At 42.3% G+C, this 25081-nt stretch carries 22 protein-coding genes; 12 read left to right on the top strand and 10 right to left on the bottom strand.

Translation table 11 applies throughout. The features are described from left to right. Positions 1-176: 176 nt before the first annotated feature. Positions 177-1136: a class 1 fructose-bisphosphatase gene (locus IF202_RS15900; RefSeq protein ID WP_191595905.1), complete on the bottom strand. Its 960-nt coding sequence runs from the start codon at positions 1134-1136 to the stop codon at positions 177-179. Positions 1137-1282: 146 nt separating this feature from the next. Here IF202_RS15900 and IF202_RS15895 point away from each other — a divergent pair, with 146 nt between their 5' ends. Continuing rightward, positions 1283-2251, top strand: a complete 969-nt coding sequence (locus IF202_RS15895; protein WP_191595904.1) for a zinc transporter ZntB — start codon at positions 1283-1285, stop codon at positions 2249-2251. A gap of 66 nt (positions 2252-2317) precedes the next feature. Here IF202_RS15895 and rpiA read toward each other — a convergent pair whose 3' ends face one another. Together rpiA and IF202_RS15885 are read right to left on the bottom strand one after the other, a co-directional pair. Continuing rightward, the gene (gene rpiA, locus IF202_RS15890; protein ID WP_191595903.1) at positions 2318-2989 is read right to left on the bottom strand and encodes a ribose-5-phosphate isomerase RpiA; all 672 of its coding nucleotides are present in this window, start codon (positions 2987-2989) and stop codon (positions 2318-2320) included. Positions 2990-3199: 210 nt separating this feature from the next. Further along, the gene (locus tag IF202_RS15885; RefSeq protein WP_235963580.1) at positions 3200-4192 is read right to left on the bottom strand and encodes a LysR substrate-binding domain-containing protein; all 993 of its coding nucleotides are present in this window, start codon (positions 4190-4192) and stop codon (positions 3200-3202) included. Positions 4193-4237: 45 nt separating this feature from the next. Here IF202_RS15885 and IF202_RS15880 point away from each other — a divergent pair, with 45 nt between their 5' ends. The 5 genes from IF202_RS15880 (at position 4238) to IF202_RS15860 (ending at position 10751) form a co-directional block, all read left to right on the top strand. After that, a complete protein-coding gene (locus IF202_RS15880) occupies positions 4238-5089 on the top strand; it encodes an aminotransferase class IV (protein ID WP_191595902.1) in 852 nt (283 codons plus the stop codon). 270 nt (positions 5090-5359) lie between these two features. Beyond that, the gene (ilvA, locus tag IF202_RS15875) at positions 5360-6865 is read left to right on the top strand and encodes a threonine ammonia-lyase, biosynthetic (protein WP_191595901.1); all 1506 of its coding nucleotides are present in this window, start codon (positions 5360-5362) and stop codon (positions 6863-6865) included. Between the two features lie 134 nt (positions 6866-6999). Next, positions 7000-8733 carry an arginine--tRNA ligase gene (argS, locus tag IF202_RS15870; protein WP_191595900.1) on the top strand — a complete coding sequence of 578 codons (1734 nt, stop codon included), beginning with the start codon at positions 7000-7002 and terminating at the stop codon, positions 8731-8733. A gap of 124 nt (positions 8734-8857) precedes the next feature. After that, complete coding sequence (locus tag IF202_RS15865; protein ID WP_191595899.1) at positions 8858-9844, top strand: type I asparaginase; 987 nt, start codon at positions 8858-8860, stop codon at positions 9842-9844. Between the two features lie 49 nt (positions 9845-9893). Then, positions 9894-10751 carry a DMT family transporter gene (locus IF202_RS15860; protein WP_191595898.1) on the top strand — a complete coding sequence of 286 codons (858 nt, stop codon included), beginning with the start codon at positions 9894-9896 and terminating at the stop codon, positions 10749-10751. Here IF202_RS15860 and IF202_RS15855 read toward each other — a convergent pair. The 6 genes from IF202_RS15855 to IF202_RS15830 form a co-directional block, all read right to left on the bottom strand. Beyond that, on the bottom strand, positions 10744-11370 hold the full coding sequence (locus IF202_RS15855; protein ID WP_191595897.1) for a ubiquinone biosynthesis accessory factor UbiJ: 627 nt from the start codon (positions 11368-11370) through the stop codon (positions 10744-10746). The two genes, IF202_RS15860 and IF202_RS15855, sit on opposite strands and share 8 nt — an antisense overlap. A gap of 43 nt (positions 11371-11413) precedes the next feature. Next, positions 11414-11797 (bottom strand): gamma-butyrobetaine hydroxylase-like domain-containing protein, encoded by a 384-nt coding sequence (locus IF202_RS15850; protein WP_191595896.1) that lies wholly within the window; start codon positions 11795-11797, stop codon positions 11414-11416. A 33-nt stretch (positions 11798-11830) separates the two neighbouring features. Further along, the gene (gene hslU / locus IF202_RS15845; protein ID WP_191595895.1) at positions 11831-13153 is read right to left on the bottom strand and encodes an ATP-dependent protease ATPase subunit HslU; all 1323 of its coding nucleotides are present in this window, start codon (positions 13151-13153) and stop codon (positions 11831-11833) included. 47 nt (positions 13154-13200) lie between these two features. After that, positions 13201-13752 carry an ATP-dependent protease subunit HslV gene (gene hslV / locus IF202_RS15840; RefSeq protein WP_191595894.1) on the bottom strand — a complete coding sequence of 184 codons (552 nt, stop codon included), beginning with the start codon at positions 13750-13752 and terminating at the stop codon, positions 13201-13203. Positions 13753-13863: 111 nt separating this feature from the next. Beyond that, positions 13864-14475, bottom strand: coding sequence for an SPOR domain-containing protein (locus IF202_RS15835; RefSeq protein ID WP_191595893.1), 612 nt, complete (start codon positions 14473-14475; stop codon positions 13864-13866). Positions 14476-14531: 56 nt separating this feature from the next. Then, positions 14532-16763 (bottom strand): primosomal protein N', encoded by a 2232-nt coding sequence (locus IF202_RS15830; protein ID WP_191595892.1) that lies wholly within the window; start codon positions 16761-16763, stop codon positions 14532-14534. Positions 16764-17054: 291 nt separating this feature from the next. Here IF202_RS15830 and rpmE point away from each other — a divergent pair, with 291 nt between their 5' ends. The 6 genes from rpmE to IF202_RS15800 all read left to right on the top strand — a co-directional run bounded on the left by rpmE (position 17055) and on the right by IF202_RS15800 (position 22478). Beyond that, complete coding sequence (rpmE, locus tag IF202_RS15825) at positions 17055-17270, top strand: 50S ribosomal protein L31 (protein WP_191595891.1); 216 nt, start codon at positions 17055-17057, stop codon at positions 17268-17270. 8 nt (positions 17271-17278) lie between these two features. Further along, complete coding sequence (locus tag IF202_RS15820; RefSeq protein WP_191595890.1) at positions 17279-18094, top strand: thermonuclease family protein; 816 nt, start codon at positions 17279-17281, stop codon at positions 18092-18094. Between the two features lie 166 nt (positions 18095-18260). Continuing rightward, a complete protein-coding gene (locus tag IF202_RS15815; RefSeq protein ID WP_191595889.1) occupies positions 18261-19529 on the top strand; it encodes a malic enzyme-like NAD(P)-binding protein in 1269 nt (422 codons plus the stop codon). Between the two features lie 200 nt (positions 19530-19729). Next, positions 19730-20401, top strand: a complete 672-nt coding sequence (locus IF202_RS15810; RefSeq protein ID WP_191595888.1) for a DUF6796 family protein — start codon at positions 19730-19732, stop codon at positions 20399-20401. Beyond that, complete coding sequence (locus IF202_RS15805; RefSeq protein WP_191595887.1) at positions 20401-22014, top strand: CRTAC1 family protein; 1614 nt, start codon at positions 20401-20403, stop codon at positions 22012-22014. Before IF202_RS15810 ends, IF202_RS15805 begins: the two co-directional genes overlap by 1 nt. A gap of 32 nt (positions 22015-22046) precedes the next feature. After that, the gene (locus IF202_RS15800) at positions 22047-22478 is read left to right on the top strand and encodes a hypothetical protein (protein WP_191595886.1); all 432 of its coding nucleotides are present in this window, start codon (positions 22047-22049) and stop codon (positions 22476-22478) included. A 70-nt stretch (positions 22479-22548) separates the two neighbouring features. On the opposite strand, the gene IF202_RS15795 is transcribed toward IF202_RS15800, so the two are convergent. Next, complete coding sequence (locus IF202_RS15795) at positions 22549-24993, bottom strand: penicillin-binding protein 1A (protein WP_191595885.1); 2445 nt, start codon at positions 24991-24993, stop codon at positions 22549-22551. Positions 24994-25081 lie beyond the last annotated feature (88 nt).

Raw genomic sequence — 25081 nt, 5'->3', positions numbered from 1 at the left:
TCGTCGTCAAGCTTGAATTAAGAGAAGCCCCGTTCTGCTATGCAGGACGGGGTTTTTTCGTTCTGGAATGGCAGGATATAAGAAGTGGAACTCACTGAGAATAAAAAGCCCTGATAGGAGAGCCTATCAGGGCTTTTAGTTATACAGAATGCAGAAACTGAATAAAGCTTAAGTTGTTAGTAACTTAAGCACTTATCCACTTCATTTGCGGCTCCGAGTACAACGGCTACGCGTTGGTGAATCGCTTCAGGTTGTATATCTAGAATACGTTGAGTGTGTGTATGAGCTTTTCCACCTGCTTGCTCTAATAGCATTGCCATTGGGTTCGCTTCATACATAAGGCGAAGTTTACCAGGCTTAGCTGGGTCTTTATTATCCCAAGGGTAAAGAAAGATCCCGCCACGACAAAGAATACGATGGACGTCACCAACCATCGCCGCTACCCAACGCATATTGAAATCTTTATCGCGTGAGCCATCTTTGCCTTTTATTAGTTCGTTAATATAGCTTTGGATACTGTCTGACCAGAAACGTTGGTTAGACATGTTGATCGCAAACTCTTGGGTTTCTTCTGGTACTTGAATATTTTCATTTGTCAGAGTGAATATTTGTTTTGTTGGATCATAAGTAAACATGTTCACGCCATTACCAGTGGTCAAAACCAACATAGTAGATGGGCCATAAAGCACATACCCTGCAGCAACTTGTTCTTTGCCAGGAATCAGAAAGTCTGCTTCAACGGCAGGAGAATTACCTGTTTGATGATAAATTGAGAAAATGGTGCCAACCATTGCGTTGATATCAATATTTGATGATCCATCTAGTGGGTCAAATGCAATAAAGTATTCACCGTCTGTATTTGCTGGAACAATATAGTCTTCTTCTTCAGAAGCTATCGCTCTCACTGCAGGGCATGCGAATAAAGCGTCTTTCAGCATATCGTTAGAAATAACATCTAACTTTTTCTGTTCTTCTCCTTGAACATTTTCATTGCCAGCCATGCCAAGAATACCTGCAAGCGAACCTTGTTTTAACGCATCAGAAATAGCTATGCATGTTTCTGTTGTTACGGTTAAAACTGCTTTTAGTTTTTCCGGAGTTGAGCTCGATGCTAAAACATCAGATAGGTTTTGCATGATGTGGCTTTTCCTTATTATTTAGGGTTAATGAAATTATGCCACTCTAGAGGCTGAGTGTCAGCCAGCCAATACATTGACAATAAAATAAATAGGGGAAGTTGTGTTTTTCAGATAATCTACACCAATAGTTAAGAGGAATAATTATGTCTGCGTTTGTTGTACACAACTTAGAGATTGATGGTTTCGGTGGGGCGAACGAGCTCACATCTTCTGAGTTACCTGATTCATTGCCGTTACAGGGTTGTCGATGGGTACATTTAGATTGTCTTGATAACGAAGCAAAAGACTGGCTTTCGAGTTTAGATGATGTACCTGAAATTGTAGTTGAAGCCTTGTTCGCAGAGGAAACTCGCCCTCGTACCGTAAAAATGGGATCGGGTTTGTTGGTTACATTGCGTGGTGTTAATTTAAACCCTGAATCAAACCCTTCCGACATGGTGTCATTACGTCTTTGGGTGACACCGCACTTTATTGTTTCTAGCCGAAGAAGACAGTTATTGTCTGTGCAAGATGTTGTAAGAGACCTTTCTAACAATGAAGGTCCAACGAGTACAGCAGACATTGTAGCAACGTTGACAGAAACGCTAACTGGGCGAATGGCAAAAGTGATTACTCACTTAGAAGAAGAATTATTAGATTTAGAAGAGAGTATGGGTGAAGGCATTGAGAAAGGCCAGCGTGAGTCACTTGTACAAAGGCGGCTTGAGATTATTCGGCTAAGACGTTTTTTGGTGCCACAAAAAGAAGCAATCACTAAACTCTCACATGAATCATTGGCTTGGATGACGGTTGATCAAATTACTCAGGTACAAGAAGCCGCCAACGATATTACTCGTTATGTCGAAGGCTTAGAATCTCTACGCGAGCGTTGTCTATTGATGCAAGAGGAGTTTGCGAACTTGCAGAGTGAGAAGATGAACGCGCGTATGTATGTATTATCAATTCTATCTGGAATTTTCATGCCGTTAGGCTTTTTGACAGGGCTATTCGGTATTAATATTGGAGGTATGCCTGGTACGGACAGTGGTGCTGCTTTCTGGTTGTTTTGTATTGCGTTAGTTGTGTTAGGTGGCGGGCAATTTATCTTAATGAGAAGAAGTCGTTGGTTTTAGATTGTCGCTATGTTCTGAATAGATAAACCAAAGCCGAAGAGTGTAACGGCTTTGGTTTTTTGTAGGCTATCTCTTAAGTGTTTTTATGCCATCTTTTGTGGCCAATAAAAGTATATCTGCAGGTCGTTTCGCAAATAAACCATTTGTGACCACACCAACAATACCATCAATACTTTTTTCTAAGGCAACTGGATCAAGGATTTCTAGGTTATAAACATCTAATATATGATTGCCATTATCAGTTACTACGCCTTCACGGTATACCGGATCACCACCCAGTTTTACTAGTTCACGAGCAACATGACCGCGTGCCATCGGGATGATTTCAACAGGCAAAGGAAAGTCACCTAATACACCTACTAGCTTTGACTCATCTGCGATACAAACAAATTCTTCACTACAAGCGACAACAATTTTTTCACGAGTTAATGCGGCACCGCCACCTTTTATCAAATGTAGGTGTTCGTTAGACTCATCGGCACCATCTATGTAAACACGAATTTCATTTACACTGTTTAAATCGTAAACAGGAATACCGTGCTTTTTAAGTCGCTCTGCAGAGGCTTCAGAACTTGCCACTGTGCCATCAAACTTGTTTTTGTGCTTTGCCAATTCATCAATGAATAAGTTTGCTGTCGAGCCTGTTCCAACACCTACAATAGTGTCTGATTCCAGCATAGGAAGAATATAGCTAACAGCGGCTTCGGCGACCGCTTGCTTTAGTTCGTCTTGAGTCATGGTGTTGAACCTTTGTTTGTTGTTTTCTGTGGCTACTTTAAGTTGAAGTTACCTTGGATTGTGAGGATATTATAGGCGCTTAAAATCCGGATTGTTACTCTATTATATAGAGGATAGCGCTATTGGTAAGGGTAGCCTTCGGTTTTTGCGTTATATGCAAACTTTGCGAGATAACTCTTTATAGATAGAGGAAGAGTGAATAATGGCCTGTTAATAATTACGCAAAAATAGCAACATCTCTTGCTCCCCTTCGGCTATTTGGCTTTTTAACCAATGGCAGTAATGGCGTTGTAATTTTGATAACTGATGATCTCCTTTACTGAGCAAAAAGTAGCTAATACCACTAACAGGGCGTGTTTTAAAAGGAATTATTAAACGACCACTACGAAGTGAGTTCAATGCATAAATGAGATCGCAAACAACCACGCCCACGCCGTTTTCAGCCGCAGCTAATGCCATATCTAAAGTTTCAAATTCATAACCTCGACTGATGTCTATGTGATCAATAGCTAAGGATTTAGTCCACATTTCCCAGTGAATGTGGCCGTCAATTTTAGTATGTATTAAGGTTTTACTAATAAGGTCTAAAGGGTTGTTGATGCAGCCGTGCTCGGCGATATACTGCGGCGAGACCATTACATATAAGTCTTCTTTACGCAGTAGTTCTGTGGTGATTTCGGGGGCTTCATAGTCGAAGCAGGCGTGAATAACCAGTTCACTTGCCTGCAACTGAATTCTATCGTGTATTGTACGTGTCCAGGTGGTTTCTATACGCAGCTCTAATTCTGGGTAGGCACGGCGAAGCAACTCCATTTTAGGGATGAGCCAACGTACTACAAAAGAGGGCGGAGCCTGTAAACGCAAAACGCCACTATCGCCTTTGACTTCTTTTACTCCTTGTTGCAAGTAATCGAGGGCTTGTACGCAACGGCGCAAGAATTGCTTACCCTCTTCTGTCAACATAAGGTGTTGTGCTTCTCTATTAAACAGTAACACCCCCAAAAATGTTTCAAGCCCCTTAATCTGTTTGCTGACGCCGCTTTGAGTGAGTGCCAGCTCTTGTCCTGCTCGAGTGAAGCTTGAGTGTCTCGCTGCCGCTTCAAATACTCTGATAGATTGCTGTGAAGGGAGGCGTTGATAGCCTTCTTGCTCATGACTTTTTGGCATGCCTTGAGAACTAACATTCGTTTGTGACTTGGTCATATCTTCAATAATCTCAAGATTAATATCAACTATAGGAAGTTTCTAATGCAATACCATCATAACTTTCCAGCATTCTATAATGGAAAATATCTTAATATTAACGAAATATCTATCTCTCCCCTCGATCGAGGTTTTTTGTTTGGTGACAGTATCTACGAAGCCATACCGGTATACGCAGGTAAAACCCTAGATGAAGAAGGTCATATCGAAAGACTCATGGAGGGGCTAAATAGCGTCGGAATAATTTCACCTTATTCTTCATCAGCATGGCGTTCTCTGCTGGAACCTCTATTAGACCGCCAAGCTGTAGCGCAACTTATTTATATTCAGGTGAGCAGGGGCAATGAAACGTCACGTAAGCACCGTTTCCCAGTGGCATGTGAACCCAATGTATTGATGTTTTCAAATAGCTTTATTCCACCTATCGACCTTAATTACCAAGGTTGTGCAGGGCATTTACAGGAAGACTTTCGCTGGCAGCGCTGTGACATAAAATCTACTAGTTTGATGGGGAATGTTTTGGCCTATCAGAAGTTGTACCGAGATGGTGTGGCCAATGATGAAGCGTTACTTGTGCGTGATGGAAAAGTAGTAGAAGCGCCAAGTAGCAATATATTTGCCTATAAAAATGGTGTGATTTACACCCCCTCACTGGGGAATATTCTTGGTGGAATAACTCGTTCTATTAATATTAAATTAGCCAAAGATGTAGGCCTAAACGTCGTAGAGGAGGCCCCGAGTTGTGAATTTATTAAAACAGCTCAAGAGGTGTGGGTAACCAATTCCATGGAAGAGCTTAAACCTGTTGTTAGCATTGATGGGGAAATGATTGGAGATGGTTTGCCTGGACCTATTTGGAGGGAATTATTTCACGCCTTCCAGGGGTTAAAAGCTTGAAGCGCGGTTTATGACATAGATTCATATTTTTCAGTGCGGGCAGCACCTGAAAACAAGAGGCGTTAATCTCAAATTCTGCGTAGTTGAATTTATTCTGAGATTAAGTGTAACCAAATCAGTTTTACTGGTATCTATCTTTTGCGTGAAGAGAGTCGAAAGAGTATATTTCATGTTCGTTTTTTTTGACTCGCAAAGTCCGTCCCTCTATTGCAAAAAATGTGTTGCGAAGAGCTAGAATACAGACGGCTTATATTTCGTTTAGGAAGCACTATGCCCCATTCCATGATTAAGAAAATTCTACAGGCGCGCGTATATGACGTTGCTGTAGAAACACCACTGTCTCGTGCCAATCAATTATCTAACCGATTAGGTAACGAGATTATTTTGAAGCGAGAAGATTTACAGCCAGTTTTTTCATTCAAAATTCGTGGGGCATACAACAAAATTTCTCAGTTAACACCAGAAGAGCGTGCGAAAGGTGTTATTGCAGCTTCGGCGGGGAATCATGCTCAAGGCTTGGCGCTAGCGGCAAAAAAACTTGGTATTCAAGCGACAATTGTTATGCCAGCTACCACACCAGAAGTGAAGGTTAGTGCGGTTCGTAATCATGGTGCAGAAGTTATTTTATTTGGTGATGCATTTGATGACGCGTCTGCAAAGTCTCGTGAGATTATGGCGAAAACGGGTCAGGTATATGTTCATCCATTCGATGATTTAGATACTATCGCCGGCCAAGGCACGATCGGCATGGAAATCTTGCGTCAGCAAACAGGTCATATCGATGCGATTTTTATTCCTGTTGGCGGTGGTGGTTTGATCGCTGGTGTTTCTGCCTACATTAAATACCTACGTCCAGACATTAAAATAATCGGTGTTGAACCTCAAGATGCAGCGTGTCTAAAAATTGCTCTGGAAAAAGGCAAACCAACTCGTTTGGCTCAAGTGGGTCTTTTTGCAGAAGGCGTTGCGGTCGCAGAGATTGGTCAGAACACCTTTAACATTGCCAAAGATACAGTTGATGAAGTGATCACTGTGACGACAGATGAAATGTGTGCCGCGATTAAAGACATCTACGATGACACTCGCGCTATCACAGAACCTGCAGGTGCTTGTGCACTAGCAGGACTTAAAAAATACATTGAGCGCGAAGGTGCAAAAGGTCAAACCTTAATCGCTATAAACAGTGGTGCGAACGTTAACTTTGACCGTTTGCGTCATGTTTCAGAGCGAGCAGAACTTGGCGAAAAACGTGAAGCTATTATTGCAGTGAAAATTCCAGAACACCCAGGTAGCTTCCAAGATTTTTGCCAAGCATTGGTAGGTCGTAGTATCACAGAATTTAACTACCGTTATGGCGATGACAACCAAGCCGTTATCTTTGTTGGAGTGGCCTTGGGCGGTAGCCCTCATAGTCGTAAAGAACTATTGGATGATTTGAAAGATTACGAAATCACCGATTTAACGGATGATGAAACCGCGAAAGTGCATGTTCGTCATATGATTGGCGGGCACTTACGCAGCGAGAAGGGCGAGTTGCTGTACAGTTTTGAGTTCCCTGAACGCCCAGGCGCTTTGTTGAAGTTTCTGAACATGCTGGGCGGTCAATGGAATATATCCATGTTCCATTATCGCAATCATGGTGATGCTTACGGTCGAGTTCTGGTTGGCTTGCAAGCCGTTGGTGAAGAAACCGACGTGACGCATTATTTAGACGAATTGGGTTACCCGTATCAAGACGAAAATAACAACGAAGCCTGCAAGTTGTTCTTTCGCTAAAGGCTTCGAAATCGGTTATTATTAGCGACATTATTTTTTCGAATTCAACCCTCTGACTGTTTTATCGGTCAGAGGGTTGTGTGATTCTGATGTGTTGTTTAAGAAACGACACACACTGTTAAAAGGTTTTCTTTGTGAACATTCAAACTCTTCTAAATCAACGTATTCAAGCAGCCATGGTTGCTGCTGGCGCATCGGACACTGCATCTGCCTTAGTTCGTCAATCAGCGAAAGTGCAGTTTGGCGACTACCAAGCAAATGGCATGATGGGCGCGGCGAAAGCGTTGAAAATGAACCCTCGTGATTTTGCTCAAGCAACACTTGATAAACTTGATTTATCAGACATCGCAGACAAAGTTGAAATTGCGGGCCCAGGTTTTATTAACATCTTTCTAAAAAATGTTTGGTTAGGCAAAGAGTTGGTTCAACTACGTAGCAGTGAACGCCTTGATGTGAATGAAGTTACTTCACCAGAAACGGTTGTAGTGGATTATTCAGCGCCTAACCTTGCGAAAGAAATGCATGTTGGTCATTTACGTTCTACCGTGATTGGCGACGCCGTCGTTCGCACTATGGAGTTTTTAGGTCATAACGTCGTTCGTCAAAACCACGTTGGTGATTGGGGAACCCAGTTCGGTATGCTATTGGCGTACATGGAACGTCTTCGAGCTGAAAATACAGAAATCAGCATGGTATTGTCAGACCTTGAAACCTTTTATCGTGCAGCGAAAACCTGTTTTGACGATGACGAAGCTTTTGCAACACGCGCTCGTGAATTGGTTGTTGCCTTGCAATCTGGCGATGAAGAGTGCTTGAAGCTTTGGGATGAATTTATCGAGATCTCCTTGCATCACTGTGAAGAGACTTATGCCATGTTGGGTGTCTCTTTAGAGCGCCAGCATGTGATGCCAGAAAGTGCTTACAACGATGATCTACAAAACGTCGTGAATGAGTTAACTGAGCAAGGTTTATTAAAAGAATCCAATGGCGCGCAATGTGTTTTCATGGAAGAGTTTGCCAATAAAGAAGGCGAAATCACGCCCGTTATTGTGCAGAAAACCGGTGGTGGTTTTTTATATGCGACAACGGATTTGGCTGCGGTTCGTTTTCGTCAACATACATTGAATGCAGATCGAGTTTTGTATTTTGTTGATGCTCGCCAATCGTTGCATTTTCAACAAATTTTCACCTTGTCCCGTAAAGCAGGCTTTGTAAAACCAGAAACACAATTAGAACATATGCCATTTGGTACTGTGATGGGCTCTGATGGCAAGCCTTTTAAAACACGCTCTGGTGGTGTTGCAAAATTATCTGCATTATTGGAAGAAGCACAAGAACGCGCTTATAAATTAGTCGCGTCTAAAAACGAAGGTATGGACGAAGAAGAGCTGCGTAACATTGCTCGCGTCGTTGGTATTTCTTCTGTGAAATATGCCGATTTGTCGAAAAACCGTACCAGTGATTACGTTTTCAACTGGGACACTATGTTGAGCTTTGAAGGCAATACAGCACCTTACTTGTTGTACGCTTATTCACGCGTGGCGAGTATCGTAAAACGCTCTGAAATGGATGTGGCTAGCTTGATTGGTGATATTTCGATTGTTGCTGATCAGGAGCGTGCACTAGCGGTTAAGTTGTGTCAGTTTGAAGAAGCTATCCAGCAAGTGGTGAATGATGGTATGCCGCATTTCTTATGTGCTTATCTATACGACTTAGCGGGTACTTTTATGAGTTTTTACGAAGCCTGCCCAATTTTAAATGCAGAAGATGATGTAAAACAGAGTCGTCTTCAATTGGCTTTGAATACCGCATCAACATTAAAACTAGGCCTATCATTATTGGGTATCGAAACACTAGAGCGTATGTAATATGTGTTTTACCTGATAAATAAACGAAAGGCGCTTTTTCTTTGTGATTAGCGCCTTTTTTTAGACACAAAATCAGGTCAAACGTCTGGCGAAATATAAAATTAAAAAGCAGGAAGAATATCGGATGAAGATTTATATCGCTTACGCAGGTGGAACCATTGGTATGGTGCCATCTGAGAATGGGTTTGTGCCTGATGCGGCTTTTGCAGATCATCTTTCGGAACAATTCAAAGGGTTTGATGAACTGACTCATGACTTTGTTATAGAGAGTTATCCTGAGTTGATTGACTCTTCCAATGCCACGCCAACAGATTGGGTGATGATTGCCCGTGATATTGAAAGTAAATGGCAATTGTTTGATGCTTTTATTGTCTTGCATGGTACAGATACCATGGCGTATACCGCAGCGGCATTGTCGTTCATGTTTACCAACAGCGATAAGCCAATTATTGTTACGGGTTCGCAAGTGCCAATGTTTAAAGCTCGTACAGATGCAATGATCAATGTATTGGGTGCCATCTCTGCTTGTGAAGAATCAGGGAATGAAGGCGTAGCTAATGGAGTGTCTTTATTCTTCGGTGGGCGCTTAATTGAAGGCGATCGTGCTCACAAAGCACACTCTAGTGATTGGCAGGCTTTCAGTTCTCCTAATTGCCTAGAACGTGGGATTTTAGGAATTGATTGGCGTTGGCAACAGAGTAATAAAGCAATTTCACCTATGACGGTTCAAATACCCGATATGGTAGAAAATGCGGTCACTATTCTCCCTGTTTTTCCCGGCGTACAAGCTGAACATTGGCAAGGTTTACTGAATAATAAAGTGAAAGGTGCTGTGTTATTAAGTTATGGTGCGGGAAACGCCCCAGATAAAAATGCTGCACTATTGGCTCTACTGAAAACCGCAACCGATCGAGGTGTGGTTATTGTTAATGTTAGCCAGTGTGGCGCAGGTAGTGTTGTTGCTGGGGCTTATGCAGCAGGTTCTGCATTAGTAGCGGCTGGTGTTACGTCAGGTAAAGATATGACGTACGAAGCGGCTTTTGTGAAACTGCATTTTTTACTTGGCTTAGGTTTGGACAGTAGAGACATTAAAGACGCTTTTGTACGATAGCATTCTACGAATGTGTCGTTTATTGATAATAGAAAAGGAAGTTAGATAAGTGGCATTTTTGTATATTCTCTTAGTCCTCATTTGGTCAATGGGATTTATCACCGGCAAGCTAATTGTTGGGCTCATTGATCCTAATGTGTTTTTGAGCATTCGTTTTGTGTGCGCAGGTTTATTGTTCACAGCCATTGCGTTATTACTGCGTCGACCGTTTCCTCAATGGAAGGAACTACCTAAGCACATTCTCGCTGGCATGCTGATGAATGGCTTCTATCTTGGTTTGGCTTATGTTGCTATTGCTGAGGGGTTGCCTGCAGGAATAATGGCTTTGATCGGAGCGTTACAACCCGCGTTAGTGACCTTGTTAGCGTTCTTGTTGATAAAAGAGAAAACCTCTTTTAAAGGCATTATCGGAATATTCGTCGGTATGTTTGGTTTGTTGTTGGTGGTGAGCCCAGCATTAGACATAAGCAGCGGTGGCGTTTCTGTACTTACCTTAGTGTTAGCTTGTACTGCAATATTAGCGCTTTCTCTTGGTGTTACTTACCAAAAAATGTCTATCTCATCGTCTGATATTTTCAGTTCTATGGCAGTGCAAAACCTTGCCGCGAGTGTTGTTTCCATTAGTTTTATGGTTTTTCTTGGTGAACATTTATTTGTTATGAAGTGGCAATCTTTTGCACTGGTCGTATGGGGCGTTCTTGTGTTGTCAGGAGGTGGTGTCTTCTTAATGGTCTGGTTGTTAAGAAAAACCAAAGCGTCTCAAGTTTCGACCATGCTATTACTCGCACCGCCTCTTGCAGCCATAGAAAGTTACTTCTTATTTAGCGAATCCATGAGCACGATTCAAATTGTGGGCTTTGTAGTAACTATTGCGGGTGTTTACTTGAGTAGGGCGAAAGCTAGCTAGAAAGTTTCTTTTCTAACATTCTTAACTTGGCTTCGGTGCGGTCTAGTGCTGTACCGAAGCGCTCAAGTTCATCAACGTAGTGATCAAACTCAATTTTACTTGGTAAAAGCTGGCTGTCGGTTTGTAGGTGATTAACAAGCTGGATGCGTGCGCTGGTAGTAAACTCTTTGCTCCATGTCCATTGCATACGTAGTAAGCGAGCCAAGGCTGAAGCGGGTAAGTCGCCGATATAATCGGCTAATAAACCTTCCCAATCAAATTCAAAATTTTCCATGACTTTATGTAATGTCATTAAGGCTTGAGCATTGCCTTGAATTCGTAAGTCGCCATCAAAGAACCCATCACCCTCCAGCAATTTTCTATAGGCTGAACTTGGGCCTTGAACTAACGTGTCGAGACGTGGATCGAGTTCAATCTCATCTAAGCTGTCAGGCTTATGAAGCATGACACCTTGTTCAAGAATATGAATTTGTAGAATGAAGGAGAAATCTTCAATATAAAGGAAAACTTGTTGCCCTGCCAGCTTGGCGAGACGTGTTTGGGAAGGTGAGTCCTGTTTGAGAGCAAGGTTGATTGCACTTTCTATCGCGCTGATTGCTGACAAACTAAGTGAGCTCATAAAGGTCTTCCCAATGTGTGATAAGAGCGTTAAGCCGCAAAGCTTAAAGCTGGTGTATTTGAATCACAGAAGTGTCCCGCGTCTGACCGTCTTTTTCAAGGCGATCAAGATACATTTTCCAGAGTTCTTGGTGATTTTTTCCTATGTTGTACAGATATTCCCAGGAATATAGCCCCGTATCGTGACCATCATCGAAGGATATCTTTAGTGCATAATTGCCAGCGCCTTCCACATTTTGAATCGCTACGTGCTTTTTACCGTATTGAAGAATAGGCATTTGCATGCCATGACCTCTCACTTCAGCTGAAGGTGAGTGAACACGAAGATATTCCGCGCTAAGGCGAAAGGATTGACCATCGGCAAACGTCAACGCCAATTCACGAGATTGCTTGTGGTAGTGAATCTTTGTTGGTGCTGGCGTTGCCATGGCGCTGTCCTCTTTTCTTGAGTTCGTTCGTCGTTACAAGATGTACTTGCTTAAGTCTTCGTTTTCGGCAATTTCACCCAACTGCTCATCAACATAAGCGGCTGTAATATCAACAGTTTGGTCATCAGGCATGTCACTGGCAGAATAAGAAACTTCTTCTAACAAGCGTTCTAGTACGGTGTGTAGACGACGTGCGCCGATGTTTTCAGTGCGTTCATTAACTTGAAACGCAATTTCAGCAAGACGGTGAATACCTTCTTCCGTGAAGTTCAAATTGATATTTTCAGTTTTTGCCAAAGCAACATATTGCTTTGTTAACGATGCGCTTGGTTCAACCAGAATTCGTTTGAAGTCATCAACAGTAAGAGCGTCTAGCTCAACACGAATAGGCAAGCGACCTTGTAGCTCAGGTATCAAATCAGATGGTTTGGATAAGTGAAACGCCCCAGAAGCAATAAACAAGATATGATCTGTTTTGATCATTCCGTATTTTGTTGTCACTGTGCAACCTTCAACCAAAGGTAATAAATCGCGCTGTACGCCTTCACGGGAGACTTCGCCTCCTGAGCGTTCAGAGCTTTTTGCGACCTTATCGATTTCGTCTAAAAAGACGATACCGTTTTGCTCGACGGCTTCGACAGCACGGGCTTTTAATTCGTCTTCATTAACAAGCTTAGCGGCTTCTTCATCACGAACGTGGCGCAAAGCGTCTTTTATTTTCATCTTACGTTTTTTGGTTTTGTTTGAACCAAGGCTCGAAAACATGTTCTGTAGCTGGCTGGTCATCTCTTCCATACCAGGTGGCGTCATAATTTCTACGCCTGCTGGTGTATCAGCTATATCAATGTCGATTTCTTTATCGTCTAGCTGTCCTTCACGCAGTTTTTTGCGGAAAGTCTGACGAGTGCTACTGTCTTCTAATTCAGGGTCACCGCCGCGCGCTGGTGGCAGCAAAACGTCTAGAATTCTATCTTCTGCTGCATCTTCGGCTTTATGGCGTAATGCGGTAGTTTCTTGCTCTCGCAGCATTTTGATCGCCATTTCGACAAGATCACGAATAATGGACTCTACATCGCGACCAACATAGCCTACTTCAGTGAATTTTGTGGCTTCAATTTTGATGAAAGGTGCGTTGGAAAGTTTGGCTAAACGACGAGCAATTTCCGTTTTACCAACGCCTGTTGGCCCTATCATCAAAATATTTTTAGGAGTTACTTCTGCACGCATGTCTTCTGGTAATTGCATGCGGCGCCAGCGGTTACGAAGTGCAACGGCAACTGCACGCTTGGCTTTTTGTTGGCCAATAATATGTTTGTCTAGGGCGTTAACCGTCTCTCTTGGGGTCATGCTGCTCATATTAGTTCTCTACTATTCTGTTGTTGTTTGTTGGTCTCGCCTTATTGTTAGGCGGATTGGTCTTCAATCTTAGGATCAATAGTGATCTCTTCAACCGTTAATGTATGGTTGGTGAAGACACAGATATCTGCCGCAATATTGAGACTTTTTTCTACTATTTCTTTAGCAGATAAATCTGTGTTGTCGATAAGCGCTCGAGCGGCGGCTTCCGCATAATTACCACCAGAACCAATGGCTAATGCACCATGTTGAGGTTCAACCACATCCCCTGTTCCTGTAATGATGAGTGTGCTCTCTTTGTTTGCGACAACAAGCATGGCTTCGAGTTTGCGTAACGCTCGATCAGAACGCCAATCTTTAGCAAGGTCAACGGCTGCACGTACAAGCTGGCCTTGATGCTTTTCTAGCTGACCTTCAAAGCGTTCAAACAGTGTGAAAGCATCTGCCGTGCCGCCAGCAAATCCTGCAATTACTTCGCCATGGTATAAACGACGCACTTTTCTAGCGTTGCCTTTCATCACGGTGTTGCCTAAAGAGACTTGTCCATCGCCGCCTACAACGACTTGGTTTCCTTTACGTACAGTCAGAATTGTTGTCATGGTCTACTCCAGTTTCGATATTAACGAAATGGGGGCGAGCGGAGGGATTTCAACCGAAGAAATGCACACAGTTATGGCTTTCATGTTCTGTGTGCATTTTAGACGAGGTTATTACTCTTTTGGAATTTTGTAAGAGTAAGGCGATATTTGCATTGAAACGAGCTTATCTTTTGTTCGGTTCATTTTTGAGCGTGATTGATAAGGGCCAAGAACGATACGGTACCAAGGTTGCTCATCTTTACCTATGGTCTTACGAATACTGGTTTCGACGAGCCCTGAGATAATGAGTTTGGCTCGTAAACGGTCTGCATCATCAGAGTTACGGAATGATGCGGCCTGTAGCATGTAATAGAAATCTTGTTCGCCGCGTGGTGTTGATTGGTAAGCGTCGACATGGCTGGTATCAACTTCACTGTCTTGCAGTATTTGGTAAAACTCAAAGGTGTCCTTTTTAGGCTCAGCTTCGACTATTGGTACTGCTTCGGTCTTAGTCTTAGTCTTAGTTACTACTGGGGCTGGTTCTACTTTAATGACTTTAACAGGCGCTGGCTTTGGCTTCACTTGATTGAGTTGTGTCAGCCCATAAATAAAGGCGACAAGAATAGCAGGGACTAAAAGCCATAACCACCAAGGTGTTTTACGTTTAGGTGGTGGCGATGATCGACGCGTTGCCCCTTTGCTTGGGCTACGTCTTTTTGTTGCGATTTGAATAGGGTTAAACATATTTTTGGCTTTTAGAAGTTGATGTACCGTGTATTTGGCTCATTATGCTTGCTCAATCAGTAAGTTTCCAGTGGATCTACGTCGATTGCAAAACGAATTCTGTTTTGTCTCGTGGATTGCTCTAGCCATTTTGTCATCATTTGGGTTGCTTGGTGCAAAGGAGCACGCTGTGCTGACTTGATTGAGATAAGTGCTCTGTGTTGTCCTGCTTTGCGCACTATGATTGCTGTATAAGGTCCAACAAGATACACATCTTTTGAGAAGTACGGCTCTAAATCGTTTCTCATCGCCGCTAAAAGCTGCATAGCTTCGTGTTCATTTCCAGATTCGGCTCGAACAATAACTTGATGGAAAAAGGGTGGAAGAGACAGAGATTTACGCTCAGACAATCCATCTATGGCAAAATGTTCGTAGCCAAGATTGCATAAACATTCAATCGCAGCGTGATCGGGATGGTAGGTTTGTAACAGAACATGACCAGGTTTCTTAGCACGACCTGCACGCCCTGCTACTTGAGTAATAAGCTGAGCGGTGCGCTCCATGCCACGAAAATCTGAGGAAAAAAGCCCTGCATCAGCATCCATAATGACTACTAAGGTGACATTTGGGAAGTGATGACCTTTTGCTAACATCTGTGTACCAATAAGAATGGCTTGATCGTGTTCATGGATTTTTTGTGTGAGCTTTTCCATGGCCGATTTACGTTGAGTGCTGTCTCTATCCACTCTAAGTATGGGAGTGTCCTTAAATAGAGTAGTGAGTTGGGTCTCGATCTGTTCGGTACCTTCGCCTACGGTAAAAAGCTCTTCTGATTGGCATTCTGGACAGGTATGTAGCAAAGCTTTTTGTGTGTCACAGTGATGGCAATGCAGTTTGTTAGCACGTTTGTGTACGGTTAGGTTAACATCGCAATGGTCGCAAGCGGCAATCCAACCACATTGATGGCACATTAGGGTAGGTGCATAACCTCGGCGATTTAAGAATATCAGTACTTGTTCTTTTCGGTCTAAACAAAGCTTTATTGACGCCAGTGCATGTTCACTGAAACCATGAACTAAGGTTTTTCCTCGTAAATCCACTCGCTCCATTTCCGGAATATGAGCGTTGCCCGCGCGTTTACGTAACTTGAGCCATGTGAAGCGCTTTTGTAGAGCGTTAGTTAAGCTTTCATAAGAGGGCGTGGCCGATGCTAATAAAACTGGAATATCTAGAGCTTGTGCGCGTTTAATAGCAAGATCACGGGCATGATAACGAAAGCCCTCATGTTGTTTGTAAGATGTGTCGTGTTCTTCGTCTATGACGATAAGACCAAGGTTTGGGGCCGGAATAAAAGCCGCTGAACGTGTGCCTATAATAATTTTCGCATGACCGTTTGCTGCGAGTAACCAAGCGTCTAGTCGCTCTCTGTCACTCATGTTGGAATGCATTAAAACAATGTCAGTATTAAAGCGAACTTCAAAGCGTTTTAGTGTCTGAGGTGTAAGGCCAATCTCTGGCACCATTACTAAAATTTGTTTACCTTCTTCGATAAGGCGTTCCATCAGGCGCAAAAACACTTCGGTCTTCCCACTGCCTGTCACACCATCTAATAATGAAACATTGAAGTGATGACGAGAATCTAATAACTCTTCTGTGGCGATGGCCTGTTCTGGATTAAGTGTCGGTGGTACTTGGGTTTGATGCGCGTGTTTTTCTCCACCTTTATTGAATGACCTTGGTTCTCTGCGTAATAGACCTTTTTCTTCAAGTGTTTTTCCTGCCGATGGTGCAAGGTCTAGAACCGATGCGGCGTGCTGACTTAGACCGTTAGGATGCTGTTGTACCGCTTTTAGAAAATCTTGTTGGCGAGGCGCTCGTTTAAGCTCGTCGAGTGAAATAGTTTGTCCTTCTGGTGTTGTTAGCCACCAATTTTCGGTACGAAACTCTGCGTTTTCACCTTTGCGTAATAGTACTGGAAGCGCATGAAAGATGACGTCACCAATTGGATGATGATAATAACGCGCTGCCCATTCACATAGAGCCATTAATTCTTTCGTAATAACAGGGCTTTCATCGACTAGAGATGTAAAGGGTTTAACTTGCTCAGGATCCCAGTCGCTAGTTTCACTTAAGGCAACGATAACACCTAGACGACTACTCTTTCCGAATGGCACCTTGATGCGCATTCCTGGTTTCAATTCATGTCTTAATGCTAGGGCTTTAGGTACTTTATAATCAAACAAGGTACGCATTGGCACAGGCAATGCGACTTTGATGAAAGGGTAAGGTGTTAAAAGCGCCTCTTGCATGTGTTGAGTTCAGACCTTGTTTAATAACGTGAAAAATTGCGTGATGTAATCGAGAATCAAGTGTACGTCAGAGTGATGGTTCGGTGCGAGTGACAATTTTATAAGAAAGTGTGGAATTTATAAGGATAGGGCGATAAAAAAGTTGCTTATTTAGTGATTCATCAATAAAGTAGGCGGCTATTAAAACTGCGGTACAATTTCTGTACAGCAAAACGTGCGGTGCTTGGCAAGGTAATTTATTACCCATTTCTATTGATCAAGTGGCGGCACATAAAACCAAAGGTAAATACAATGAAAAACGATATTCATCCAGCTTACGCGGCAATTACTGCAACTTGTACTTGTGGTAACACTCTGAACCTTAACTCAACTGCGGGTAAAGACATGCACCTTGATGTATGCGGCAACTGCCACCCATTCTACACAGGCCAACAAAAAATGTTGGATACTGGTGGTCGTGTTGATCGCTTTAACAAGCGTTTCGGAGCACGTCGTACTACTAAGTAATTGGTAGAATGACAGTGATCGCATTTAAAAGGCGCCAAGTTTTCTTGGCGCCTTTTTTATTTCTAGTGCTTGTTTTTCAAGTTTATTCTGTCCAAGTTCACGCAGCTCAAACATACGAAAGTTGTAAAGCGACAGGCTTGCTTGAAAAGGCCAAAATTAAGCGCATTGTTGATGGTGACACTCTGCACTTAGTAGATGGTCGTAAGGTTCGCTTTGTTGGTATTAATACACCGGAGCTAGATCATAAAAATGGTGAGCATGATCCTTATGCTGTAGAAGCCAGACAATTTCTCGATTCCCTTCTCGATCAGTTTGTTTATGTCCAAACGTCTAAAAGTCAACGTGACCGCTATGGTCGATATTTATATTATCTTTTTGATGAAAAGCATCAGTCACTTACAGGCCAGTTATTAGCTGAAGGGCTTGGTTATCGAATTGCATACCCTCCTAATTTAAAATATCAATCGTGTTTCCAAGAAACAGAGAACGCCGCTAGGCATGCGAAAAAAGGTATTTGGCGGCAGCATTCATTGCAATGGCAGCCTAAAGGTGGGTTTACTCTTTCTAGAGTTTTTGTGACCACAGTAACGAAAAATCGCGGAGGCTGGTGGTTAGAAACCGATCAAGACTTAGTGGTTAATCTGCCTCCGAATGTTATGGATTATTGGCCTGCCCAGACCGTGTTTAATTTTGAAGGTAAAGAAATAGAAGTGCGTGGTTGGCAGCATCAAAGGAAAGGTCGAAAATCCGCTTTTAAAACTTGGGTTCTTTCAGTAAAACATCCTAATGATTTACTTGAAATTAAAGTGTCTATTAATCATTAAGATAGAATATTCCTATGGTTTTATGCTTTAAAGTCTAGAGTAGATAGACTATTCTGACAGGTGAAAATTATAAGGTGCTACCTTTTGAACATTGACAGTTTAAAAGCAAGGCCCAGTTTGGCTAAATAAAACTAATGAATAACACCAAATAGACGGAAACATCATAATGGCTGAAGATATTAAGCAAGCTGCATTGGATTATCATGAACATCCAATTCCAGGCAAATTAAGCGTAACAATTACTAAACCTACGGCTACCGCTCGTGACCTCTCTCTAGCTTATAGTCCAGGTGTAGCTGAACCTTGTCGTGAAATCGCCAAAGACCCAGAAAATGCTTACCGCTACACAGGTAAGGGTAATCTAGTTGCGGTTATTTCTGATGGTTCTGCAATTCTTGGCTTGGGCAATCTAGGTCCGTTGGCAAGTAAGCCTGTAATGGAAGGTAAAGGGTTATTGTTTAAACGCTTTGCTGGTATCAATTCTGTTGATGTGGAAGTGGAATCTGAAAGCCCACAAGCTTTTATCGATACTGTTGCTCGTATTGCTAATACTTACGGTGGCATCAATTTAGAAGACATCAAAGCACCTGAGTGTTTTGAGATAGAACGTCAATTGATTGAGCGTTGTTCAATTCCTGTTTTTCATGATGATCAACATGGTACCGCGATTGTAACGGCGGCAGGTCTATTGAACGCGCTTGAGCTTCAAGGTAAAAACATTGCGGATGCAAAAATTGTTTGCCTAGGTGCTGGTGCTGCAGCGACAGCTTGTATGAAGCTGATTATTGCTTGTGGTGCACAACGTGAAAACATCTTCGTTCTTGACCGTAAAGGTGTGATTCACTCCGGACGTGACGATCTGAATCAGTTTAAAGCTATGTTTGCGATTGATACAGATAAGCGCACATTGGATGATGCAATTGTTGGCGCTGATGTTTTCATCGGCGTATCTGGTCCAGATCTATTTACTGCAGACCAGCTTAGCAAAATGGCGCCAAACCCAATTGTTTTTGCTTGTTCAAACCCTGATCCAGAAATCAATCCAGAGTTGGCTCGCGCGACTCGTGATGATTTGATCATGGCGACAGGCCGTTCTGATTACCCGAACCAAGTAAATAACGTACTTGGTTTTCCTTTCATCTTCCGTGGTGCATTAGACGTTCGTGCGACTAAGATCAACGAAGAAATGAAAGTAGCAGCGGTTCACGCATTGAAAGACCTTGCGAAAGAAGCGGCTCCTGCAGATGTTGTTGCAGCCTATGGCGGTACAGCACTAAGCTTTGGTAAAGAATACATCTTGCCAAAACCAATGGATGCTCGCCTTCTTAATGTAGTTTCTGCAGCGGTTGCTCGTGCAGCGGTAGATTCTGGTGTAGCAATGCTTCCATACCCAGATTTTTACCCTCTGGAAAACCTTGATCACTTCGGTGCTTAAGTTAAAAATATAGCGTTTTAAAAAAGGGCGATACCTGACTCCAGGTATCGCCCTTTTTTATTGTCAAAAAATTATGGACAGCATGATCGTCCAATTATTAAGTAATACATGATTTTATTTCCGGAACCTTTTTCCTATATAGGCATCTACACTTATCATTTTAATTGTTTGTTTCTTATTCTGTGTTAAATAGGGTTTTTATGAATGTCTTTGTGTTAACGGGAATAATGGGGCTACTGGCTTCCGTGGTGGTTGGTACAGGAGAGTACCTTTTGCATTACGATCCTCTTGCGCGTTTTGCTGCTGGTGGTTTTGGTTTTATGCAAGGAATCGGTACTGATCGTACAACTATAGGCCATTTCTTAGGTGTATTTGGCGCCTTACTCTATCCAATAGGTTGTTATCATTTATATCTCATGTTGAAACCTGCTTCGAACAAGTTGGCGTTTAGTGCTTTTATAATTGGTTCAATGGGGTTCATGGTTGGTGTGGTGTGGATAGGTTCAAGAGCCAGTATTTCGGCTTTGATGCAGTTACCAGAAAGTGCAGAAATAGATGCGCTGGTTGCTTTATACGATTTGCGTTATGAAACCCTGCTACAAGTAGTTCGACTGACAACCTTGTTTCTCTCTATCATTTTCATTGTTTTGATCCTTAAAGGTAAAACTCATTACCCTAAATGGATGGCCTTTTTCAGCCCTATTTTACTTATTGTTGCTAGCTTTCTAGTTTATCTAGCAGTGCCACAACTAGGTAAGCATGTCATGCCTATTGCTTTGAACGTTGCTTTTTTTATCGTATTTAGCTTGTCTGTATTAGTGGCGTTAAAAAATAAACCCAGAGTATGTTTAGTCGATGGAGAAGTGAAATAATGAGCATTAAAAAATTACTGACCTCGATTCTTTGTTATGCCGTGCTCGCTATTGCTCTTTTGTTCGCAGCGCTAACTTGGCTTAGTGTACATGATAGAGCGGATGACTATGGTGTATCCAGTGACGGTTTAACTATTCCTACTTTTACCGAAAAAACGCTGCCATTTGTGCCGGGCTATGATGAAACGCGTACCTTACCATTTACAGCCAGTGCCATAATAGACATTGATAATGACGGAGTTGAAGAGTTGTTTATTGGCGGTGGCATGGATCAAAACGATGTTTTCTACGCTTACAAAGGTGGTGAGTTTATCGATATTACGGCATCAACTCAATGGCGTAAAAATACATCAGATGATACCTATGGCGCTGTAACGATGGATTTAGACCATGATGGCGATACTGACATGCTGATTGCTCGTCAATCGGGTGTGTGGCAATACACGAACAATTCGGGTGTCTTTACTAGTGTTAAGTTAGATTTAGATCTTGATGAAAAAACCGTGCCGCTATCTGTTGCGATTGCGGATTTGAATCGTGATGGTTTGTTCGATATGTATGTTTCTGGCTACATTGCTCGTGAGCATGTAGAAGGGGAAACCATTTTCAACCAAGTTTACGGTGGTATCAGTGGTTTGTACCTGAACACGGGAACGGGCTTTGAAAACATCACTAAAACCTCAGGACTGGAATATCAGCATAATACGTTCCAAGCGATTTTTATTGATGTCGACAATGACAGTTTAGAAGACTTAGTTGTTGCTCACGACACTGGTCAGGTTCGTACTTGGAAAAATCTAGGCGGTCTTAAGTTCGAAAATATGCCAAACCCAACCAGCGATTATTTTTCTTATCCTATGGGCATTGCCGTGAGTGATTTGGGTAATAACGATTTGCCTGATTTCTTTTTTTCTAACGTTGGCTCAACGACGCCGGATGCGATTGTTCGAGGTGATTTAAGAGAAGAGCAAGTCTTGCATAAAAAATGGTTGATGTTCGAAAACCAAGGTGGCTTTGAATTCGAAGATACTGCTCAAGAACGTAAATTGGCTGACTATGAATTTTCATGGGGTGCCATTTTCGAAGACTTTAACCTTGATGGTAAAGATGACCTAGTGGTTTCAGAAAACTATGTTGGCTTCCCAACTCATGCTGTGCCTTTCTGGCGTTTAGATGGTCGTTTCTTGCTACAAACAGATTCTGGCGAGTTCAGTGAAGTCGGCGATAAGGCGGGCGTACAAAATCGATTTTTCGGTATTTCTCCTTTAACAGCAGACTTTAACCAAGACGGCGCTCCAGATTTGGTTCATATCAACTTGTTGGGCGAGCAAAAAGTCTTTTTGAGTAATGCTCCTAGTAATAACTTCTTGAAGGTTAAGTTGGCTAATACGGTTGAGTCTATTGGTGCCAAAGTCACCGTTACTTTGGCTGATGGCAGTGTCGTCAAGCAAACCTATATTGTAGGTGAAGGCTTATGCTCAGACCAAAGTCATACCATGGTATTCGGTCTAGCTCAGTCAGCTGCAACAGAAATAAAAATTGATTACTTAGACGGAAGCCAGTCAAAAGTGCATGGTGATTACCGTAATGAAACTTACATCCCAGCGTTTTAATCAATAAGAATAGAGAATTAGTAGAGAGTATTATGAATACGAACAGAATTATTTTTATCAGCTTGTTGCTGCTTGTGTTGTATGGATTTTTCGGTGCCTTAGCGATTAGTTATCAGAATTTTCTAAACAATGCTTGCCCACATTTGTTTTCCATTCCGGTATGTTATGTTGTTTTGGCTGCTTACAGTCTTATGTTGATGTCACTTTTGATTCCACATAAAGGCTGTAAACATCACTTCTTCAGTATTGGTTGGGGCATTGCGTTTATTATTGCTTTGTTGGCTTCTGTTGCTGAGTTCTTTTCTGCTGGAGCTGTGTGTCCAACCGCACAGGCTGGTATGAGAGGGGGTTCTAATTTGAATGTTGTTATTCCAACTTGTTATATCTCTCTTGCCTTGTTGGTAGCTGTTTTAATGTTGTTTATTAAAGGCCCATATAAAAAGTTATGCGTTTTACCTACCTAAACTAAATCTTTATTTTCTATCTGGTTGTACTTAGAACAACCAGATAGAAAAAACAGTCAAAATAAAGTAATCAGAATAAGTTTTCTAATGCGTTATTTTCTTGTTTCTCTTCCTGAGATTCATTGCCTAAAATATTGTTTTGCATAGGCAGGTTTAGATTACGCTCTGGTGGCACGTTGTCCTTCCTGAAAATTTCAAAAATAGCATCGGCCTGTCCCGGTAATGAGCGTTCACCTGTTTTCGGGTCAATTCTGACTGTAACTAATGAGGAAGGTTTAGGGACAAACGAAGACTCAGAACCCTGTAATGCATAACGCATGTAATCGATCCAAGGCGGTAGTGATACTGAACCACCCCATTCTCCTCGACCGAGAGGGGATGAATTATCAAAACCGCTCCAAACAGAGGTTACTATGTCGCCATTAAAACCAGAAAACCAAGCGTCACGGCCATCGTTAGTTGTACCCGTTTTCCCCGCAATATCGTCACGGCTAAGGACAAGAGCACGTCGACCTGTTCCATACTTTATGACATCTCGCATCATGTCATAAATGATGTAGTTGACTTCAGGGTCGAGAACTTGAGGCGCAATAGGTAAGCTGCGAATACCGCCAATAGTGTCAAACAATCCCATTTGAGTTTCATCATCTGTGGTTTTTTCTAAGGCAGTACAGGTAACACAAACGGTGACTGGGTTTGCTTGAAAAAGCGTTTCGTTATTGCGGTCGATGATTTCGTTAATCAAATAAGGTTGTACCTGATAGCCACCATTGGAAAACACCGCATAGCCTGTGGCTATTTGCAGAGGCGATAAATTCGCGCTACCTAAAGAAAGCGACAGGTTGTGAGGTAACTCATCAGGATCAAAACCAAATCGACGTAAGAAATCTAGTGTTGGGCGAATACCTAGTTCATCTAACAAACGAACCGAGACAATATTCTGTGACCGATAAAGTGCTTGTCGTAACCGTGTTGGGCCATAGAACTTTCCTCCATCATTGGTTGGACGCCAAGCAGAGGCCAAGCTTGAATCATTAAAAACAACTGGAGCATCATTAATAATGCTAGCGGCGGTATAACCACGGCTTAATGCACTTGCATAGACGAAAGGTTTAAAATTCGACCCTGGCTGACGCTTAGACTGTGTGATTCGGTTAAATTTATTCTCATAATAATTGAAGCCACCAACCAATGCTTGAATAGCGCCATCTTTACTATTAAGGGAAATGAGGGCGGTCTGTACCTTGGGTTTTTGTGTCAATTTCCAGCCAAGCTCAGAGTCAGGACGCAAGCGAATGATGTCTCCAGGGACTAACACATCACCGACTGTGACGGGCATTTTACCTTGGTAGTCTTCATCTATATACGGTTTTGCCCATTTAATAGCATCCCAAACTAAAGTGGTTTGTTTACCATCTGATAGACGCACGCTAGCGGTTTTTTCATCTGTTGCAATAACTAACGCTGTTTCCCAGTCTTCGAATCCACTGATGTTTTTTAATACATCTTGTTGTTCTTCTAAAGACGCTTCAACAAGATCAATACGGGTTTCAATAGGCCCTCGATAACCGTGACGTGCATCATAATTTAATACTCCATTCGATACTGCTGTATTCGCTGCCTTTTGGCGACCTGAATCTATAGTGGTATAAACCGTCATACCTGTACTGTAAAGGTCGTCGCCAAAGGTGCTATAAAGTTCAGAGCGAACCATTTCAGCAATGTAGCCAGCTTCTATATCTGGTGTAACCCCATGGTTTTTTGCTGTAATTGGTGCTTCAACCGCAGTTTGATAAGCTTCTTTATCTATCATCCCCAGTGATAGCATACGCTGTAGAATCCAATTGCGGCGAATTAGTGCTCTTGAAGGGTTCGCCACTGGATTGTATCGAGAAGGCGCTTTTGGCAAGCCCGCAATCATGGCAAGTTGGGCGAGGTCCAATTCAGCAAGACTTTTATCGTAATATACTTGTGCCGCCGCTTCGAAACCGTAAGCTCGGTTACCCAAGTAAATTTTATTTACGTAGAGCTCAAGTATCTCGTGTTTGGTTAACTCACGTTCCATTTTCAATGAAATGAAAATCTCTGTGAATTTTCGTGTGAAGGTTTGCTCAAATGATAAAAAGTAGTTTCTGGCAACCTGCATGGTGATGGTGCTACCACCACCTTGTTTTTGACCTGTTGTGATTAGCTGAACAACCGCTCGTCCTAATCCAAAAACATCAACACCAGGGTGATGGTAAAAATTAGTATCTTCCGCAGATAAAATGGCATTTTCTAGATCTAGAGGTATTTCCGCATAATTGATCGGCGTTCGGCGCTGATCGCCAAATTCACCAATAAGCTGATTATCAGCAGTGTAGATACGTAAAGGGATTCTTAGTTCAATGTCTTTTAGCTCATCTACAGTAGGTATTTTGTCTTTTACACTGTAGTAAATACCATAGGTTATTCCTGCTGCGCAAAGAGCACCAAAAAGGCCTAATAAAAATAATATTTTGAGTGCTTTAGCCATATGAAACCAAATTATGCCAGATGAAAAGAAATATTATACCTAAGAACTCCGCAAAAATGACGGTTAACTTTGCATAAAATCGTGTTAT

The organism is Marinomonas colpomeniae (assembly GCF_014803385.1).
Classification (GTDB): Bacteria; Pseudomonadota; Gammaproteobacteria; order Pseudomonadales; family Marinomonadaceae; genus Marinomonas; species Marinomonas colpomeniae.
Note: the sequence above shows the minus strand (reverse complement) of the source record. Positions and strands in the feature narration are given on the sequence as shown.

Bases quoted from the DNA above. Each gene is read 5' to 3' on its own strand.
- IF202_RS15900 (WP_191595905.1), bottom strand. From the start codon at position 1,136: ATGCAAAACCTATCTGATGTTTTAGCATCGAGCTCAACTCCGGAAAAA.
- IF202_RS15895 (WP_191595904.1), top strand. From the start codon at position 1,283: ATGTCTGCGTTTGTTGTACACAACTTAGAGATTGATGGTTTCGGTGGG.
- rpiA (WP_191595903.1), bottom strand. From the start codon at position 2,989: ATGACTCAAGACGAACTAAAGCAAGCGGTCGCCGAAGCCGCTGTTAGC.
- IF202_RS15885 (WP_235963580.1), bottom strand. From the start codon at position 4,192: ATGACCAAGTCACAAACGAATGTTAGTTCTCAAGGCATGCCAAAAAGT.
- IF202_RS15880 (WP_191595902.1), top strand. From the start codon at position 4,238: ATGCAATACCATCATAACTTTCCAGCATTCTATAATGGAAAATATCTT.
- ilvA (WP_191595901.1), top strand. From the start codon at position 5,360: ATGCCCCATTCCATGATTAAGAAAATTCTACAGGCGCGCGTATATGAC.
- IF202_RS15865 (WP_191595899.1), top strand. From the start codon at position 8,858: ATGAAGATTTATATCGCTTACGCAGGTGGAACCATTGGTATGGTGCCA.
- IF202_RS15855 (WP_191595897.1), bottom strand. From the start codon at position 11,370: ATGAGCTCACTTAGTTTGTCAGCAATCAGCGCGATAGAAAGTGCAATC.
- IF202_RS15850 (WP_191595896.1), bottom strand. From the start codon at position 11,797: ATGGCAACGCCAGCACCAACAAAGATTCACTACCACAAGCAATCTCGT.
- hslU (WP_191595895.1), bottom strand. From the start codon at position 13,153: ATGAGCAGCATGACCCCAAGAGAGACGGTTAACGCCCTAGACAAACAT.
- hslV (WP_191595894.1), bottom strand. From the start codon at position 13,752: ATGACAACAATTCTGACTGTACGTAAAGGAAACCAAGTCGTTGTAGGC.
- IF202_RS15835 (WP_191595893.1), bottom strand. From the start codon at position 14,475: ATGTTTAACCCTATTCAAATCGCAACAAAAAGACGTAGCCCAAGCAAA.
- IF202_RS15830 (WP_191595892.1), bottom strand. From the start codon at position 16,763: ATGCAAGAGGCGCTTTTAACACCTTACCCTTTCATCAAAGTCGCATTG.
- rpmE (WP_191595891.1), top strand. From the start codon at position 17,055: ATGAAAAACGATATTCATCCAGCTTACGCGGCAATTACTGCAACTTGT.
- IF202_RS15820 (WP_191595890.1), top strand. From the start codon at position 17,279: ATGACAGTGATCGCATTTAAAAGGCGCCAAGTTTTCTTGGCGCCTTTT.
- IF202_RS15815 (WP_191595889.1), top strand. From the start codon at position 18,261: ATGGCTGAAGATATTAAGCAAGCTGCATTGGATTATCATGAACATCCA.
- IF202_RS15810 (WP_191595888.1), top strand. From the start codon at position 19,730: ATGAATGTCTTTGTGTTAACGGGAATAATGGGGCTACTGGCTTCCGTG.
- IF202_RS15805 (WP_191595887.1), top strand. From the start codon at position 20,401: ATGAGCATTAAAAAATTACTGACCTCGATTCTTTGTTATGCCGTGCTC.
- IF202_RS15800 (WP_191595886.1), top strand. From the start codon at position 22,047: ATGAATACGAACAGAATTATTTTTATCAGCTTGTTGCTGCTTGTGTTG.
- IF202_RS15795 (WP_191595885.1), bottom strand. From the start codon at position 24,993: ATGGCTAAAGCACTCAAAATATTATTTTTATTAGGCCTTTTTGGTGCT.